Source organism: Streptomyces fungicidicus, assembly GCF_003665435.1.
GTDB lineage: Bacteria > Actinomycetota > Actinomycetes > Streptomycetales > Streptomycetaceae > Streptomyces > Streptomyces fungicidicus.
Genome location: NZ_CP023407.1, coordinates 1,731,741 through 1,749,133 on the forward strand (window position 1 = coordinate 1,731,741; position 17,393 = coordinate 1,749,133).

Genomic DNA, 17,393 nt, shown 5'->3' on the forward strand with positions numbered 1-17,393 from the left:
GGCAAGCCCCCGAAGGGATCCCTACCCGTGCCCCATGAAGTCGATCAGTCATTTCTGGCGCTGCCGCTGAGGCCGCTCGCCGACGCCGCGCTCGCGCGGGCGCGGGCGCTCGGGGCGGAGCACGCGGACTTCCGCCTGGAGCGGGTGCGCAGCGCGTCCTGGCGGTTCCGGGACGCCAAGCCGGCCGGGTCGTCGGACACCACCGACCTCGGGTACGCGGTGCGGGTGGTGCACGGCGGGACCTGGGGGTTCGCGTCCGGGGTGGACCTGACCCTGGACGCCGCCGCCAAGGTCGCCTCGCAGGCGGTGGCGATGGCGAAGCTGTCCGCGCAGGTGATCAAGGCGGCGGGGTCGGACGAGAGAGTCGAGCTGGCCGGTGAGCCCGTGCACGCCGACAAGGTCTGGGTGTCGTCGTACGACGTCGATCCGTTCGCCGTGCCCGACGAGGAGAAGGCGGGGCTGCTGGCCGACTGGAGCGCGCGGCTGCTGGCGGCGAACGGGGTGGACCATGTCGACGCCTCGCTGCTCACGGTGCACGAGAACAAGTTCTACGCGGACACCGCCGGGACCGTGACGACGCAGCAGCGGGTGCGGCTGCATCCGGCGTTCACGGCGGTGTCGGTGGACGACTCCAGCGGCGAGTTCGACTCCATGCGCACCGTCGCGCCGCCCGTCGGCCGTGGCTGGGAGTACCTGCGGGGCACCGGCTGGGACTGGGACGAGGAGCTGGCGCGGATCCCGGAGCTGCTCGCCGAGAAGATGCGGGCGCCGAGCGTCGACCCGGGGCTGTACGACCTGGTGGTGGACCCGTCCAACCTGTGGCTGACGATCCACGAGTCCATCGGGCACGCCACCGAACTGGACCGCGCGCTCGGCTACGAGGCGGCGTACGCGGGCACGTCGTTCGCCACCTTCGACCAGCTGGGGAAGCTGAAGTACGGCTCCGAGCTGATGAACGTCACCGGTGACCGCACCGCCGAGCACGGCCTGGCGACCGTCGGCTACGACGACGAGGGCGTCGAGGCGCAGTCCTGGGACCTGGTGAAGGACGGCACGCTGGTCGGCTACCAGCTGGACCGGCGGATCGCGAGGCTGACCGGGTTCGAGCGGTCCAACGGGTGCGCGTTCGCGGACTCCCCCGGCCATGTGCCGGTGCAGCGCATGGCCAACGTGTCGCTGCGGCCGGACCCGGCGGGGATGTCGACGGAGGATCTGATCGGGGGCGTGGACCGGGGCGTCTACGTGGTCGGCGACCGCTCGTGGTCGATCGACATGCAGCGGTACAACTTCCAGTTCACCGGGCAGCGCTTCTACCGGATCGAGAACGGGCGGCTGGCCGGGCAGCTGCGGGACGTCGCCTACCAGGCCACGACCACCGACTTCTGGGGCTCCATGGCCGCCGTCGGCGGTCCGCAGACGTATGTCCTGGGCGGCGCCTTCAACTGCGGCAAGGCCCAGCCGGGGCAGGTCGCGGCGGTCTCCCACGGCTGCCCGTCCGCCCTCTTCAAGGGAGTCAACATTCTGAACACCACGCAGGAGGCCGGTCGATGAGCGTCAGCACCGAGTCCGGCCGGGGGTCCGGGGGTCGCCCCCCGGGACAGCACAGCCTGAACACCACGCAGGAGGCCGGGCGATGAGCGCGCGAAGCAGCAAGCCGCACGAGATCGTCGAGCGCGCCCTCGAGCTGTCCCGGGCCGACGGCTGCGTCGTGATCGCCGACGAGCACTCGACCGCCAATCTGCGCTGGGCGGGCAACGCGCTCACCACGAACGGCGTCACCCGCGGGCGCACACTCACCGTGATCGCCACGGTGGACGGCGCGCGGGGCACGGCTTCCGGGGTGGTGTCCCGGTCCGCGGTGACCGTGGACGAGCTGGAGCCGCTGGTGCGGGCCGCCGAGGCCGCCGCGCGGGGCGCCGGTCCGGCCGAGGACGCGCAGCCGCTGGTCACCGGAGTGGCGCCGTCCCCCGAGTTCACCGAGGCGCCCGCGGAGACCTCCTCCGCGGTGTTCGCCGACTTCGCCCCGGCGCTGGGCGAGGCGTTCGCCCGCGCGCGCGGCGGCGGCCGGGAGCTGTACGGCTTCGCCAACCACGAGCTGGTCTCCAGCTACCTCGGCACGTCGACGGGGCTGCGGCTGCGGCACGACCAGCCGAACGGCACGCTGGAGCTGAACGCCAAGTCGCCGGACCGTACGCGCTCGGCCTGGGCCGGGCGTTCCACGCGCGACTTCAAGGACGTCGACCCGGCGGCGCTCGACGCCGAGCTGGCAGTGCGGCTGGGCTGGGCGCAGCGGCGGCTCGAGCTGCCCGCGGGGCGGTACGAGACGCTGCTGCCGCCGACCGCGGTGGCGGATCTGCTGATCTACCAGCTGTGGTCGGCGTCGGGGCGGGACGCCGCGGAGGGGCGCACGGTGTTCTCCAAGCCGGGCGGCGGCACCCGGGTCGGCGAGCGGCTGACCGGGCTGCCGCTGACCCTGCGCAGCGACCCGAACGAGCCGGGCCTGGAGTCGGCGCCGTTCGTGCTCGCGCACTCCTCGGGCGGCGACCAGTCGGTGTTCGACAACGGGCTGCCGCTGGCGGCCACGGAGTGGGTGAGCGGCGGCGAGCTGAACCGGCTGACCACCAGCAGGCACAGCGCGGCGCTGACCGGGCTGCCGACGGCCCCCGGGATCGACAACCTGATCCTCGACGGAGGCGACGACCGCTCCCTGGAGGACATGGTGGCGGCCACCGAACGCGGGCTGCTGCTGACCTGCCTGTGGTACATCCGCGAGGTCGACCCGGCGACCCTGCTGCTCACGGGGCTGACCCGGGACGGCGTCTACCTCGTGGAGAACGGCGAGGTCACCGGCGAGGTGAACAACTTCCGGTTCAACGAGTCGCCGGTGGACCTGCTGGGCCGGGCCGCGGAGGCGGGCCGTACGGAGAAGACGCTGCCCAGGGAGTGGAGCGACTGGTTCACCAGGGCCGCGATGCCTGCGCTGCGCGTCCCCGATTTCAACATGAGCTCTGTCAGCCAGGGCGTATAACCTCGTAGGCATTCCCACCGGCCGTCACCCGGCCGGCCGAAGATCATCGAGGAGACACGAGAACCGTGACGGACATCGTCGACGAGCTGAAGTGGCGCGGGCTGTTCGCCCAGTCCACCGACGAGGACGCTTTGCGCAAGGTGCTCGCGGACGGTCCCGTCACGTTCTATTGCGGCTTCGACCCGACGGCGCCGTCCCTGCACGTGGGGCATCTGGTGCAGGTGCTCACGCTGCGCCGGCTCCAGCAGGCCGGTCACCGGCCGCTGGCGCTGGTCGGCGGGGCGACGGGCCAGATCGGTGACCCGCGCCCGACCGCGGAGCGCACCCTGAACGCGCCGGAGACCGTCGCGGGCTGGGTCGAGCGGCTGCGTGGTCAGATCGAGCCGTTCCTGACCTTCGAGGGTGAGAACGCGGCCACGATGGTCAACAACCTCGACTGGACGCAGAACCTCTCCGCGATCGAGTTCCTGCGGGACATCGGCAAGCACTTCCGCGTCAACAAGATGCTGACCAAGGACTCGGTCGCCCGGCGGCTGGAGTCCTCCGAGGGCATCAGCTACACGGAGTTCAGCTACCAGCTGCTGCAGGCGATGGACTTCCTCCAGCTGTACCGGAGGTACGGCTGCGTCCTCCAGCAGGGCGGCAGCGACCAGTGGGGCAACCTCACGGCCGGCCTGGACCTGATCCACAGGCTGGAGCCGGAGGCCTCCGTCCACGCCTACGCCACTCCGCTGATGACGAAGGCGGACGGCACCAAGTTCGGCAAGACCGAGGGCGGGGCGGTCTGGCTCGACCCGGAGATGACGACGCCGTACGCGTTCTACCAGTTCTGGCTGAACGTGGACGACCGGGACATCTCCGGCTACATGCGGATCCTGTCGTTCAGGTCCCGTGCGGAGCTGGAGGAGCTGGAGAAGCAGACGGCGGAGCGGCCGCAGGCCCGCGCAGCGCAGCGCGCGCTGGCGGAGGAGCTGACGACGCTGGTGCACGGCGCCGGCCAGACGGCCGCCGTGATCGCCGCGTCCAAGGCCCTCTTCGGGCAGGGCGAGCTGGGTGAGCTGGACGACCGCACGCTGGCCGCGGCGCTCTCCGAGGTGCCGCACGTCCGGGTGAGCGAGCTCGGCCCGGTGGTCGACCTGTTCGCCGAGGTCGGCCTGGTGCCGAGCAAGTCCGCCGCGCGGCGCACGGTGAAGGAGGGCGGCGCCTACGTGAACAACGTCAAGGTCACCGCCGAGGACGCCGTCCCCGCCACGGAGGACCTGCTGCACGGGCGCTGGCTGGTGCTGCGCCGCGGGAAGAAGAACCTGGCCGCGGTCGAGGTCACGGCCGGCTGAGCCGGCGGGCTCGCGGAAGGGGCGGTCTCCGGCGCGTGCCGGAGACCGCCCCTTCGGCGCCTCGGGGGTGTCAGACCCGTTGCTGCTCGTGCCGCTTGCGCTTCATCGAGGTGTACAGCATGTCCACGATGAAGACGATGACGATCGCCGCGCCCAGCTGGAAGATGTGCCGGCCCCAGTCGAAGCCGGGGGTCTCCTCGATCCCGAAGCCCCGCGCCATCGAGTTGCCCACGATGGCGCCGAGGATGCCGCAGATGGTGGTCAGCCACAGGGGACTGTGCTGCTTGCCGGGAATCACCGCTTTGGCGATCAACCCCAGCACGAAGCCCACGATGATCGCCCACAACCAGCCCATGACTGCCTCCTCGTACGGCTTGACGCGAGCATTACGGCCAGTGTCGGCCCGGACGCGGTACGCCGCATGTCGGACAAGCCGCGCGCGCCGCGGCGCGGCCCCGGTGTCCCACGGGCGTGCCGACCCGCCCTCGTGACGGGCGCGGACGCGGCGTAACGTGGACATGTTCGGACCCGGCGGCACGGAGCGGGTCACGGGCGGTCAGGTACGGGCAAGTCCCGATGCGGGCGGACGGTGGAATGTGATGCGGAAGCAGCATGGCGGCGGCAGCGTCCAGGTGTTCCGGATCACCGGCGCGCGGACGGGTCTGCAGGATGACGTACGGGCGCGGCAGCGCCGGTATGTGATCTCGATGGCCGTCCGCACGATCTCGGTCATCCTCGCGGCGACGCTGTGGAACGTGGAGCGGCATGTCGCGATCGTGGCGCTGGTGCTCGGCGCCGTGCTGCCGTACGTCGCGGTGGTGATCGCCAACGCCGGGCGCGAGAACGCGCCGTCACTGCCGTCGACCTTCGTGACGACGCCGATGAAGCCGATGATCGCGCCGGCGCGGACGAATGACGGCTCCGCGGAATCCGATGCGGAAGATGTGGCGTCACAGGCGGCGCCGGGCGCACGAACGGAGCGGCCCGAGCGGTCGTGAGGAGCGGGGCGGGAGCGGGAACGCCGGCAAGCGGAAGGCAGTTCCCCGCCAAGCTCAAGAAAACCTCAGATCAATCATGTCCATCCGGGGGCGGTGGCGGGGTGTGCCGTGACATACTTCGTACGCGCTCCGCATCCCCCGTCGGAGCGACAGACCGACGCCGGGCAGCTCCCCCCGTGGCTGCTCGGCGTCGCCTTTTCCGGCCGGGTTAGGGTCGGCGTGTGATGGTCCCTGATCCCGAGACGCCGATCTGTTCCGCCAAGGGCTGCCGTGCCGCCGCCGTGTGGGTCCTGGCGTGGAACAACCCGAAGCTGCACACCCCCGAGCGCCGTAAGACATGGCTCGCCTGCGAGGAGCACCGCGAGCATCTGTCGCAGTTCCTCGGGGTGCGCGGCTTCCTGAAGGACGTCGTCCCGTTCGACGACTGGAAGGCCCCCGAAGGGGCCTAAGGCCTGTGCGGCTCAGCCGCCGATGGCGGACATCGGGCGGTCCGGCTGGACGAAGGTCGGGTCGTCCAGGCCCGCTCCGGCCTTCTTGCCCCACATGGCGAGCCTCCAGAGGCGGGCGATCTCCTCGTCGGGGGCGCCGGAGCGCAGCGCCGCGCGGAGGTCGGTCTCCTCGGTGGCGAACAGGCAGGTGCGCACCTGTCCGTCGGCCGTCAGGCGGGTGCGGTCGCAGGCGGCGCAGAAGGGGCGGGTGACGGAGGCGATGACGCCGACGCGGTGCGGGCCGCCGTCGACCAGCCAGCGCTCGGCCGGTGCGGAGCCGCGGGCCTCGTCGCCCTCGGGGGTCAGTTCGAAGCGGGTGCGCAGGGAGGTGAGGATGTCCCCCGCGGTGATCATGCCGTCGCGCTTCCAGCCGTGCTGGGCGTCCAGCGGCATCTGCTCGATGAAACGCAGCTCGTAGTCCTGCTCCACGGCCCAGGCGAGCAGGTCGGGGGCCTCGTCGTCGTTGAGCCCCGGCATCAGGACCGAGTTGACCTTCACGGGCGTCAGACCGGCCTCGCGGGCCGCGGACAGGCCGTCGAGGACGTCCTGGTGGCGGTTGCGGCGGGTGAGGGTCTTGAAGACGTCCGGGCGGAGCGTGTCGAGGGAGACGTTGACCCGGTCCAGGCCCGCCGCCTTCAGCGCGGCCGCGGTGCGCCGCAGGCCGATGCCGTTGGTGGTGAGGGACATCTGCGGGCGGGGGTCCAGGGCGGCGACGCGCTCCACGATGCCGACCAGTCCGGGGCGGAGCAGCGGCTCGCCGCCGGTGAAGCGGACCTCCTCGATGCCGAAAGAGGTGACGGCGATGCCGACGAGGCGGACGATCTCGTCGTCGGTGAGCAGGTCGGGCTTGGCCAGCCACTGCAGCCCTTCCTCGGGCATGCAGTAGGTGCAGCGCAGATTGCACCGGTCGGTCAGTGAGACTCTCAGGTCGGTGGCCACTCGGCCGTAGGTGTCGATGAGCACGTGGGCCCCCTCCCTCGACGCGGATCACTCGTTCCCGGCTACCTGCGAGCCTACGTGACGCCGCCGACAACCCACAGTGTCCCCGGCCGGCGGGATGACGCACGGCCGCGCCGTACGGACCGGTCGGGGTCCGTACGGCGCGGCCGCGGGGGTGGGTCAGTGGGCGCCGGTGCCGGTCAGGGACCGGACCTCCAGCTCCGCGTACTTCTTGGCGTCCGGCTCCTCCTTCGACAGGACGGTGCCGAGCCAGCCCATCAGGAAGCCGAACGGGATGGAGATGATGCCCGGGTTCTTCAGCGGGAACCAGGCGAAGTCGACGTCCGGGAACATCGCCTTGGGGTCGCCGGAGACCACGGGCGAGAAGAGCACCAGGCCGACGGCGACGACGAGACCGCCGTAGATCGACCACAGGGCGCCCTGGGTGGTGAACCGCTTCCAGAACAGGCTGTAGAGGATGGTCGGCAGGTTGGCGGACGCGGCGACCGCGAAGGCCAGCGCGACCAGGCCGGCCACGTTCAGGTCGCGGGCGAGGGCGCCGAGCCCGATGGAGACGATGCCGATGAGGACCGTCGCCCAGCGGGCCGCCCTCATCTCCTCCTTCTCGGTCGCCTTCCCCTTGCGGATGACGTTGGCGTAGATGTCGTGCGCGAAGGACGACGACGAGGCCAGGGTGAGTCCGGCGACCACGGCGAGGATGGTCGCGAAGGCGACCGCCGAGATGGTGGCGAGCAGGATCGCGCCCCAGGCCGATTCGACGCCGCCCAGGTGCAGGGCGAGCAGCGGGGCCGCCGTGTTGCCCGACGGGTTGGACGCGATGATCTCGTCCTGGGAGATCAGTGCCGCGGCGCCGAAGCCGAGGGCGATGGTCATCAGGTAGAAGCCGCCGATGATGCCGATGGCCCAGTTCACGGACTTACGGGCGGCCTTGGCGTTGGGCACCGTGTAGAAGCGGATCAGGATGTGCGGCAGACCGGCGGTGCCGAGCACCAGGGCGATGCCGAGGGAGATGAAGTCCAGCTTGGTGGTGCCGTCGGCGCCGTACTGCAGGCCGGGCTCGAGGAAGGCCTCGCCCTTGCCGCTGTTCTCGGCGGCGCTGCCCAGCAGGTCGGAGATGTTGAAGTTGAACTTCAGCAGGACCAGGAAGGTGATGAGGAGCGTGCCGCCGATGAGCAGCACGGCCTTGACCATCTGGACCCAGGTGGTGCCCTTCATGCCGCCGATGGAGACGTACACGATCATCAGGACGCCGACGAGGGCGACGATGAGGATCTTTCCGGCGTCGGAGGTGATGCCGAGCAGCAGCGAGACCAGGACGCCGGCGCCCGCCATCTGGGCCAGCAGGTAGAAGATCGACACCACGATGGTGGAGGTGCCGGCGGCGGTGCGCACCGGGCGCTGGCGCATGCGGTAGGCGAGGACGTCGCCCATCGTGTAGCGCCCGGAGTTGCGCAGCGGCTCGGCGACCAGGAGGAGGGCGACCAGCCAGGCGACCAGGAAGCCGATGGAGTACAGGAAGCCGTCGTAGCCGAAGAGGGCGATGGCGCCCGCGATGCCGAGGAAGGACGCGGCCGACATGTAGTCGCCGGAGACCGCGAGTCCGTTCTGGAAGGCGCTGAACTGCCGTCCGCCCGCGTAAAAGTCGGCGGCGTCCTTGGTCTGCCGGCCCGCCCAGACGGTGATGCCGAGGGTCGCGACGACGAACAGCGCGAACAGCGTGATGATCAGCGTGCGGTGTTCGCTCGCCTCGTTCGCGGCGAGGGTGACATGGGTGATCGCGGGGCTCATGCGCCGCCCTCCATACGGGTCTTGATGGCCTCGGCCTTGGGGTCGAGCTGGGCGGCGGCGTGCCGGGAGTACCACCACGCGATGAGGAACGTGGTGACGAACTGCAACAGGCCGAAGACCAGGGCGACGTTGATGTTGCCGAACAGCTTGGTGCCCATGAAGCCGCCCGCGTAGTTGGAGAGCAGGACGTACAGCAGGTACCAGACGACGAAGGCGATGGTCAGCGGGAAGGCGAAGGAGCGGTGGGAGCGGCGCAGTTCACCGAACTCAGCGCTCTCCTGCACCTCGGTGAACTCCTCGGGGGTGGGGAGTTTGTGTTGTTCCTTCGAGGGGGGCGGTGCTTCGGCGGCCACGGAGTCTCCTCGCGGTGCGGGTGCGGGTCGGACGGGGACGGAAGGCGAGTGTCCTCGCGCTTCCTGCCCAAGGGCACGGCGCCACGCGAGGACCGGTTCAACTCTCCGGCGTTCTTTTCCGGTGCCGTTTTCCGAAGACGTTCCCGGCAAAACATTGCTGGCCAGCGAGAGCGCGGGATAGCTTCACCCTGCACCACCCCGTCATGTACCTGCCCGAGCAGCACCATCTCCTGTTCGGGCCGGTTTCGTTTCCGGATGATGTGGAGACCCCATGGCTCATCTGCGTTCCAGACGCCGGCTCGTCCTCGCCGTGCCCGTCGTGCTGTCCCTGACCGCCTCTCTCGGCTTCATTCCGGCGGCGGCCTCGGCGGCCCCGCGGACCGCGGCGGCCGAGCAGGCGGCGGACGCGCCCGCCCTGGCGTACGTCGTCAACACCAAGGCGGACCACCGCACCATCGCGTCGGTGAAGCGGGCGATCGCCGCCGCCGACGGGAAGGTCGTCGCCACGTACGACCGCATCGGCGTGATCGTCGTGCACTCGGCGAACCCGGACTTCGGCAAGGAGATCCGCGCGGTGCGCGGCGTCCAGTCGGCCGGCGCCACCCGTACCTCGCCGCTCACCCCGGCCGGGACCACCGACGCGGGCGCCGCCGACTTCGTGACGGCCGCCGAGGCCGCCAGGACGCGGGCCGCCTCCGCGCTGACCCCCGGCAGCGAGCCCCTCGAGGCCGACCAGTGGGACCTGCGGGCGATCGGCGCCGACAAGGCCGCGAAGATCAACCCGGGCAGCGGCAAGGTGACCGTCGCCGTGATCGACACCGGCGTCGACGACACCCACCCGGACCTCGCCCCGAACTTCTCCGCCTCCCAGTCGGCCAACTGCGTCGGCGGCAAGGCGGACACCAGCGAGGGCGCCTGGCGGCCGTACACGGCCGACGACTACCACGGCACCCATGTCGCCGGTGAGATCGCCGCGGCCCGCAACGGTGTCGGCGTCGCCGGCGTCGCTCCCGGCGTCAAGGTGGCCGGCATCAAGGTCAGCGACCCGGACAGCGGCCTGTTCTACCCGGAGAACGTCGTCTGCGCGTTCGTCTTCGCCGCCGACCACGGCGTGGAGATCACGAACAACAGCTACTACGTGGACCCGTGGCTGTACAACTGCATGGACGACCCGGACCAGAAGGCGATCGTCGACGCGGTCAACCGGGCCCAGCTGTACGCCCAGAAGAAGGGCACGCTGCACCTCGCCTCGGCCGGCAACTCCAACCACGACCTGGCCTCCGACGCCATCGACGACGCGTCCAGCCCGAACGACAGCACGCCGGTCGAGCGCACCATCGACCCGTCCGAGTGCTACGACATCCCGACCCAGCTGCCGGGCGTCGTCACGGTCAGCGCGACGGGCGTGCAGAACCTCAAGTCGTACTACTCCACGTACGGCAAGGGCGTCGTCGACGTCGCCGCGCCCGGCGGCGACCGCCGCTACCAGCTGCCGGACACCCCGTCGAAGGACGGCCGCATCCTGTCCACCATGCCGAACGGCCAGTACGCCTGGCTGCAGGGCACCTCGATGGCCTCCCCGCACGCCGCCGGCGTCGCCGCGCTGCTGAAGTCCAAGCACCCGCGGGCCACCCCGGCCCAGCTGCAGGCGCTGCTGAAGGCCCAGGCGAACAACCCGGGCTGTCCCGAGTCCTACGACCAGGACGGCGACGGCGTGCAGGACGCGACCTGCGAGGGCGGCAGCCGGGTCAACGGCTTCTACGGCTTCGGCATCGTCGACGCGCTGCGCGCCGTCAAGTGAGCGCCGTCAGACCGCACTTTCCGCCCGCATTCGTGAACGAACTGGAGACTTCATGACAGCGTCCCTCCCGCGTCACCGCCGCGCGCTCGTCATCCCGGCCGGGATGGCCATGGCGACGGCGCTGGCGTTCCTGCCGAACACCGCGGCCACGGCCGCACCGGCCGACGCGGCGCCGGCCGCGGTCTCCGCCGACGCCTCCTCGCTCAGCTACGTGGTCAACGTCAAGGGCGGGCACGCCACGTCGGCGTACGTGAAGAAGGCGATCGCCAAGGCCGGCGGCACCGTCGTGACGTCGTACGACAAGATCGGCGTCATCGTCGTCCACTCGTCGAACGCCGACTTCGCGAAGACCATCCGCACGGTGCGCGGGGTGCAGTCGGCCGGCGCCACCCGCAACGCGCCGCTGCCGTCGGCGGTCACCGCGGACATGGGCGCCCCGAAGGCGCTCAGCGCCGCCGAGATCGCCCGGGCCGAGTCGGCCGCGGCCGCGGACCAGGACCCGCTCCAGGGCCTGCAGTGGGACCTGCCCGCCATCAAGGCGGACAAGGCGCACGAGAAGTCGCTTGGCAGCTCCAAGGTGACCGTCGCCGTCATCGACACCGGCGTCGACGACACCCACCCGGACATCGCGCCCAACTTCGACCGGGCCGCGTCGGTCAACTGCGTGACGGGCAAGCCGGACACGAGCGACGGCGCCTGGCGGCCGGGCGCGCAGGAGAGCCCGCACGGCACGCACGTCGCCGGTGAGATCGCCGCCGCCAAGAACGGCGTCGGCATGACCGGTGTCGCGCCCGGCGTGAAGGTCTCCGGCATCAAGGTGTCCAACCCGGACGGCTACTTCTACACCGAGGCCGTGGTGTGCGGCTTCATGTGGGCGGCCGAGCACGGGGTCGACGTCACCAACAACAGCTATTACACCGACCCCTGGTACTTCAACTGCAAGAACGACCCGGACCAGACGGCGCTCCTCGAGGCCGTCACCCGGGCCACCCGGTACGCGGAGCGCAAGGGCGCGGTGAACGTGGCCGCGGCCGGCAACGAGAACTACGACCTCGCCGCCGACGAGATCACCGACCCGGTCTCCCCGAACGACGGCACCCCGTCGGACCGGGTGATCGACCCGACCGAGTGCCTCGACATCCCGACGCAGCTGCCGGGTGTCGTGACGGTCGCGGCGACCGGCGCCAAGGGCCTGAAGTCGTCGTTCTCCAACTACGGCCGGGGTGTCATCGACATCGCCGCGCCCGGCGGCGACTCCACGCGCTACCAGACGCCGGAGCCGCCGGCCACCAGCGGCCTGATCCTGGGCACACTGCCCGGCGGGTCGTGGGGCTACATGGCGGGCACGTCGATGGCGTCCCCGCACGTCGCGGGCGTCGCCGCGCTGATCAAGTCGACGCACCCGAAGGCCTCGCCGGCGCTGGTCAAGGCCATGCTGTACGCGCAGGCCGACGCCACCGCGTGCACGGACCCGTACGACATCGACGGCGACGGCAAGGTCGACGCGGTGTGCGAGGGCCCGAAGAACCGCAACGGCTTCTACGGCTGGGGCACCGCCGACGCGCTGGACGCGGTGACGCGGTAGTCACGCTCACCCGGCAGTCACGCGGGAACGGTTCGAGAGGGGGCCGGGCGCTCCGCCCGGCCCCCTCTCGCGGCATAGTGCGGTCATGACCGACATCACGTCCGTGTGGTCCGCCCTCGGCGGCGACCCCGCCCTGCTCGCGCGCGTGTCCCGGGTCGAACGGCCCGGCACGCTCCCCGCCCGCCTGCCCGTACGGGAGTCGGCGCGCTCCTGCGTCGGCGCGTGCGCGCTGGCCGCCGCCGAGCTGGGGGCCCGGCGTACGGGCGGCGGGGTGCCGGCGGTGACGGTGGACGACGGCGCGGTGGCCGCCGCGTTCACCAGCGAGCGGCATCTGCTGGTCGGCGGGCGGGCCCCGGAGACCTTCGCGCCGCTGTCGCGGTTCTGGCGGACCGCCGACGGGTGGGTGCGCACGCACGCCAACTACCCGCACCACCGGGCCCGGCTGCTGGCCGCGCTGGACGTGCCCGGGGACCCGGACGCGGTGGCGGCGGCGCTCGCGGAGCGCTCCGCGCGCGAGGCCGAGGAGGCGGTGTACGCGGCCGGGGGTCTCGCCATCGCCCTGCGGACGCCCGAGGAGTGGGCGGCGCACCCGCAGGGCGCGGAGGTGGCGAAGCGCCCCCTGGTGGAGCGGGAGCGGCTGGACTCGGCAGCCGCGCGGGACCTCCCGCCGCTGGGGACGGGCGCGGGTCCGCTGCTGCCCGCGGCGGGGCTGCGGGTGCTGGACCTCACCCGGGTCATCGCGGGCCCGGTCGCCACCCGGACGCTCGCCCTGCTCGGCGCGGACGTGCTGCGCCTGGACGCGCCGGGGCTGCCCGAACTCCCCGGGCAGCACGCCGACACGGGGTTCGGGAAGCGGTCGGCGCTGCTGGACCTGACGGCCGACCGGGAGGTGTTCGAGGAACTGCTCGCGACGGCGGACGTGGTGGTGACCGGGTACCGTCCGGGCGCCCTGGACCGTCTCGGGCTGACCGCCGGGGCGCTGGCCGAACGGCGGCCCGGGGTGGTGGTGGCGCAGCTGTCGGCGTGGGGCGCGTACGGGCCGTGGGGCGGGCGGCGGGGGTTCGACAGTCTGGTGCAGGTGGCCACGGGGATCGCGGCGACGGAAGGGTCGGCGGCGGGGCGGCCGGGGGTGCTGCCGGCGCAGGCGCTCGACCACGGCACGGGGTATCTGCTGGCGGCGGGGGTGTTGCGGGCGGTCGGTGAGCAGGTGGAGGCGGGGGGCAGCAGGGTGGTGCGGGTGGCGTTGGCGCGGACCGCGGGGTGGTTGCTGGCGGGGGCTTCCCGGGGGGACGGGGTGTCCTCTTCCGGTGACGTGGCTGTCGGGGGGTGGCTGTCGGAGCGGGAGAGTGCGCTGGGGAGGCTGCGGTACGCCTTGTCGCCGGTGGTGTTCGAGGGTGGGCCGCGTGACTGGGGGCGGGGGCCGGGGGGTTGGGGTGCCGATCCGGCGCGGTGGGTTTGAGCGGGCGGGTGGGGTGTCGCTTACCGGCGCTTACAGGGTGCCGCTGCGCCCACCCGTGCCGCCCCAGCGGCACGACTGCCCGCAGCTGCGTGGGGGAGGGCGAGTTGTGCGCGGCTGCGGGCTTGCCCTGGTCTGGGGGGCTTGTGAAGATTCCGGGGTGAGTTTGATGAGAACCGGGGTCGGGGTGGACGGTGGGCGGCGGCGGGCCGTCGGGGTGCTCGTGCTGGTGGGGGTGGGCGCCTTGATACCGCTGCTCGGGCCGTCGCCCGCGCTGCACGGCACCGGGGAGGCCGACGCGCCCGGCACCGGTGGCATAGCCCTGCTGCGGACGGTGCTGTTCGCCGCGCTGTCCGTACCCGTCGGCGAGCTGTTCGTGAAGCGGATGGCGCGTTCGGTGCCCGGCGCTCCCGCCGCCGCGCCCCGGAGTTGGTCCACCGCGGCGAACTCCGTCGGCTTCGTGGCCGCCCTCGGACTCGCCTCCGTCGTGGCCACCGGCAACCTGGTTCCCGGCGGCCTCGCCGACATCGACGTCGGCGGTCTCTACGGCTCCAGGGACGGCAAACTCGCCCTCCTGGAGGTCAACGCGTTCCTCGCGGCGGCCCTGTGCGCGGCGTCCGGCCGCCCCGGCACCCAGGCGTGGCCGCTGGCCGCGGTGATCGTGGCGGAGGCGCTGCGGGCGCATCCGACGACCGAGTACAGCCCGCTGATCGGCTCCGGGCTGACCCTGGTGCACCTGGTCTGCGCCTCGCTCTGGGCGGGAGGCCTGCTGCAGGTGCTGCGCACCCTGCGACGGTGGCCGCGGGGGGAGGCGGCCGTCGCGCTGCTGGGGCGCTACGCCCGGGTGGCCGCCGCCCTCCTCGTCGCCATCACCGCGACGGGCGTGGGCAGTTCGCTGCGCCGGATGCCGCCGGAGACCGTCCTGGAGCAGCTGACGGACACGGCGTACGGGCGCGTCCTGCTCGCCAAGGTGGTCCTGATGGCGGGGGTCGCCGCGCTCGCCCTGTGGTCCCGGATCCGGCTGGCCCGCGCGGCGGATCCGCTGACCGCCTGCTCCCCCGCGCGGGCCGAGGTGTACGCGCTCGGCGCGGTGGTCGCGGTGTCGGGACTGCTGACGGCGCTTCCGGTGCCGATCCGCTGGTGAACGGGCGCCGGGAACGGGTCTTCGTGACGCGTACGGACATTCCCGGCATCCGAACGTCCGTGCCCGGCAGGGGACCTGACGGGCCGGGGTGTCGGTCCCGGCCCGTATCCTCGTGAACCATGCTCGATGACCTCACGACCGCAGCGCCCTCCCCCACCGTGTGGCCGGCCGCGTATCCGGAGGGATACGCGGTCGTCGACGTGGAGACCACGGGGCTGGCCCGGGACGACCGCATCATCTCCGCGGCCGTCTACCGCCTGGACGCGCGCGGCGAGGTCGAGGACCACTGGTACACGACGGTCAACCCGGAGCGGGACCCCGGCCCGGTGTGGATCCACGGCCTGACGAGCGACGTGCTCGAGGGGGCGCCCCTCTTCAAGGACGTCGCCGCGGAGTTCGCGGCCCGGCTCGAGGGCCGGGTGCTCGTCGCGCACAACGCGGTCTTCGACTGGCAGATGATCGCCCGGGAGTACGCCCGCGCGCGGGGTGAGGCGCCGGTGAGGCAGCGGCTGTGCACCATCGCGCTCTCCAAGGAGCTGAAGCTCCCGCTGCCCAACCACAAGCTGGAGTCGCTCGCCGCGCACTTCGGCGTCGTACAGCGGCGGGCGCACCACGCGCTGGACGACGCCCGTGTGCTGGCGGAGGCGTTCCGGCCCAGCCTGCGGGCCGCGGCGGCGGGGGGCGTACGGCTGCCGCTGCACGAGTGCCGGCCGCTGACGGAGTGGACGGAACGGCCGCGCATCGGGCAGCAGGCGGGCCCCGGCGGCTACCGTCCGGCCAGTTGGCGCCCGTCCCGCAAGCGGCCCGCGTGCCCGTACCCCAACCCGGGCCGGTACGAGCCGGGCGGGCGGCTCAGGCAGGGCATGCGGGTGGCGTTCTCCGGGGACACCTCGACCGAGCGGGACCTGCTGGAGGACCGGGCGGCCGAGGCGGGCCTGCACGTGGCCACCAGCCTGTCCCGGCTCACCAGCCTCCTGGTCACCAACGATCCGGAATCCGGCACCTCCAAGGTGGTCAAGGCCCGGCAGTACGGCACGCCGGTCGTCGACGAGGCCGCGTTCGGCCAGCTGCTCGGCGACGTCGAGGCGGCGCGGGAGAACTGACCGCGACACCGGAGGGACGACCGTACGGACGGGTGATTGGCGGGCGACTCGCCCGCCGCCCGCTCGCCCGCGCCGGGCCGACGGCTCACCCTGTGGCCCATGGCGACATGCGAAGTTTGCGGCAACAGTTACGGAATGACCTTCGAGGTCCACGCACAGGGCTCGGTGCACGTCTTCGACTGCTTCTCCTGTGCGATCCACCGCATGGCCCCGATCTGCGAGCACTGCAGGGTGCAGATCATCGGCCAGGGCGTCGAGGCGGACGGGCACTGGTACTGCGGCGCCCACTGCGCCCGCGCCGAGGGAAATGCGGGGATCATCGACCGGGTGTGAAGGGACGTACCCGGCTGAAGGCACCCCGCGACCGAGTTGTACGGTCGTGGGGTGTACCGCTTTCTGTTGTCCCGCCAGTGGGTGATCATCACACTGGTCGCCCTGCTCCTCGTTCCTACGATGATCTGGCTGGGCTTCTGGCAGATGGACCGCCACGACGAGCGCGCCGCCCGCAACCAGCTGGTCGCCGACGCGCTGGCCGCCGACCCGGTGCCCGTGGAGCGGCTGGCCGCCCCGGGCCACCGCATCACCCGCACCGAGCGGTACCGCACCGTGACCGCCAAGGGGCACTTCGACACCGCTGACGAGGTCGTCGTCCGCCGCCGCGTCAACGCCGACGACGAGGTCGGCTTCCACGTCCTGACCCCGTTCATCCTCGAGGACGGCAGGGTGCTGCTGGTCAACCGGGGCTGGATCCCCGCGGACGGACCGAGCCAGACCGCGTTCCCCGAGGTGCCCGCGCCGCCGCGCGGCGAGGTCACGGTCGAGGGCCGGCTGATGCCCGACGAGACGACCGAGGCGAGCGGGATCAAGGACCTCGAGGGGCTGCCGGACCGGCAGATCATGCTGATCGACAGCGAGCGGGAGGCGGAGCGGCTCGGCGCCCGGGTGCTCGGCGGCTACGTGGCGCAGACGGCGCCCGAGCCGAAGGGCGACGTCCCGCAGCGCCTGGGCGACCCCGGCAAGGAGAACGCGGCGCTGAACTACGCGTACGCCGTCCAGTGGTGGCTGTTCGCGGCGGCCGTGCCGGTCGGCTGGGTCGTGCTGGTCCGCCGCGAGACCCGGGAGCGGTCGCGGACGGCGGGCGAGGAGACGGGCGCCGAGGAGACGGAACCGGCGGCGGTGTAGCCGGGGCCGGGCACGGCCGGACGGCCGGCGCCGTGCCCGTGAAGGGCCGCTCCCTGCTGTGACCTGCGCCGCCCCTCCCGGTTCCGGGCGGTCTGTGCGAGAGTGACGCGGCGCGCCGGACGGATGTGCCCCTCGTCCGCTGTCATCCGGACGGGCCGTCCGCGCAACTCTCC

General features: G+C 72.2%; 16 protein-coding genes. 12 read left to right on the forward strand and 4 right to left on the reverse strand.

All coding sequences use genetic code 11. From position 1 onward, the window contains the following. Positions 1-27 precede the first annotated feature (27 nt). From CNQ36_RS07830 to tyrS, 3 genes are all read left to right on the forward strand, one after another. On the forward strand, positions 28-1,551 hold the full coding sequence (locus CNQ36_RS07830) for a TldD/PmbA family protein (protein WP_004933110.1): 1,524 nt from the start codon (positions 28-30) through the stop codon (positions 1,549-1,551). 82 nt (positions 1,552-1,633) lie between these two features. Continuing rightward, a complete protein-coding gene (locus CNQ36_RS07835) occupies positions 1,634-3,028 on the forward strand; it encodes a metallopeptidase TldD-related protein (protein ID WP_004933107.1) in 1,395 nt (464 codons plus the stop codon). Between the two features lie 65 nt (positions 3,029-3,093). Then, positions 3,094-4,362: a tyrosine--tRNA ligase gene (tyrS, locus tag CNQ36_RS07840; RefSeq protein WP_121545453.1), complete on the forward strand. Its 1,269-nt coding sequence runs from the start codon at positions 3,094-3,096 to the stop codon at positions 4,360-4,362. 70 nt (positions 4,363-4,432) lie between these two features. Here tyrS and CNQ36_RS07845 read toward each other — a convergent pair whose 3' ends face one another. After that, positions 4,433-4,717, reverse strand: a complete 285-nt coding sequence (locus CNQ36_RS07845) for a GlsB/YeaQ/YmgE family stress response membrane protein (RefSeq protein WP_121545454.1) — start codon at positions 4,715-4,717, stop codon at positions 4,433-4,435. 244 nt (positions 4,718-4,961) lie between these two features. Between CNQ36_RS07845 and CNQ36_RS07850 the strand changes: the two genes are divergently transcribed. Both CNQ36_RS07850 and CNQ36_RS07855 read left to right on the forward strand, forming a co-directional pair. Continuing rightward, entirely contained in the window at positions 4,962-5,360 is a 399-nt protein-coding gene (locus CNQ36_RS07850) for a DUF3099 domain-containing protein (protein ID WP_040907550.1), read from the forward strand. Positions 5,361-5,584: 224 nt separating this feature from the next. After that, a complete protein-coding gene (locus CNQ36_RS07855) occupies positions 5,585-5,809 on the forward strand; it encodes a hypothetical protein (RefSeq protein ID WP_040907549.1) in 225 nt (74 codons plus the stop codon). A 12-nt stretch (positions 5,810-5,821) separates the two neighbouring features. Here the strand turns inward: CNQ36_RS07855 and moaA are convergent, their stop codons facing one another. From moaA to CNQ36_RS07870, 3 genes are all read right to left on the reverse strand, one after another. Then, positions 5,822-6,811, reverse strand: a complete 990-nt coding sequence (moaA, locus tag CNQ36_RS07860; RefSeq protein ID WP_121545455.1) for a GTP 3',8-cyclase MoaA — start codon at positions 6,809-6,811, stop codon at positions 5,822-5,824. A gap of 156 nt (positions 6,812-6,967) precedes the next feature. Continuing rightward, a complete protein-coding gene (locus CNQ36_RS07865; protein WP_004933088.1) occupies positions 6,968-8,596 on the reverse strand; it encodes a solute symporter family protein in 1,629 nt (542 codons plus the stop codon). Continuing rightward, entirely contained in the window at positions 8,593-8,949 is a 357-nt protein-coding gene (locus tag CNQ36_RS07870; RefSeq protein WP_004933084.1) for a DUF485 domain-containing protein, read from the reverse strand. Before CNQ36_RS07870 ends, CNQ36_RS07865 begins: the two co-directional genes overlap by 4 nt. Before the next feature lie 271 nt (positions 8,950-9,220). On the opposite strand from CNQ36_RS07870, the gene CNQ36_RS07875 reads away from it, so the two are divergent. From CNQ36_RS07875 to CNQ36_RS07905, 7 genes are all read left to right on the forward strand, one after another. Further along, the gene (locus tag CNQ36_RS07875; protein ID WP_121545456.1) at positions 9,221-10,750 is read left to right on the forward strand and encodes a S8 family serine peptidase; all 1,530 of its coding nucleotides are present in this window, start codon (positions 9,221-9,223) and stop codon (positions 10,748-10,750) included. A gap of 52 nt (positions 10,751-10,802) precedes the next feature. Beyond that, entirely contained in the window at positions 10,803-12,335 is a 1,533-nt protein-coding gene (locus tag CNQ36_RS07880; RefSeq protein WP_004933078.1) for a S8 family peptidase, read from the forward strand. Positions 12,336-12,420: 85 nt separating this feature from the next. Beyond that, entirely contained in the window at positions 12,421-13,794 is a 1,374-nt protein-coding gene (locus tag CNQ36_RS07885) for a CoA transferase (RefSeq protein WP_121545457.1), read from the forward strand. A 166-nt stretch (positions 13,795-13,960) separates the two neighbouring features. Further along, complete coding sequence (locus tag CNQ36_RS07890; RefSeq protein WP_121545458.1) at positions 13,961-14,935, forward strand: CopD family protein; 975 nt, start codon at positions 13,961-13,963, stop codon at positions 14,933-14,935. Between the two features lie 119 nt (positions 14,936-15,054). After that, entirely contained in the window at positions 15,055-16,038 is a 984-nt protein-coding gene (locus tag CNQ36_RS07895; RefSeq protein ID WP_121545459.1) for a DEDDh family exonuclease, read from the forward strand. Positions 16,039-16,137: 99 nt separating this feature from the next. Next, positions 16,138-16,371: a hypothetical protein gene (locus CNQ36_RS07900; protein WP_004933066.1), complete on the forward strand. Its 234-nt coding sequence runs from the start codon at positions 16,138-16,140 to the stop codon at positions 16,369-16,371. A 51-nt stretch (positions 16,372-16,422) separates the two neighbouring features. After that, positions 16,423-17,220 (forward strand): SURF1 family cytochrome oxidase biogenesis protein, encoded by a 798-nt coding sequence (locus CNQ36_RS07905; protein WP_121545460.1) that lies wholly within the window; start codon positions 16,423-16,425, stop codon positions 17,218-17,220. The last annotated feature ends 173 nt before the right edge of the window (positions 17,221-17,393 follow it).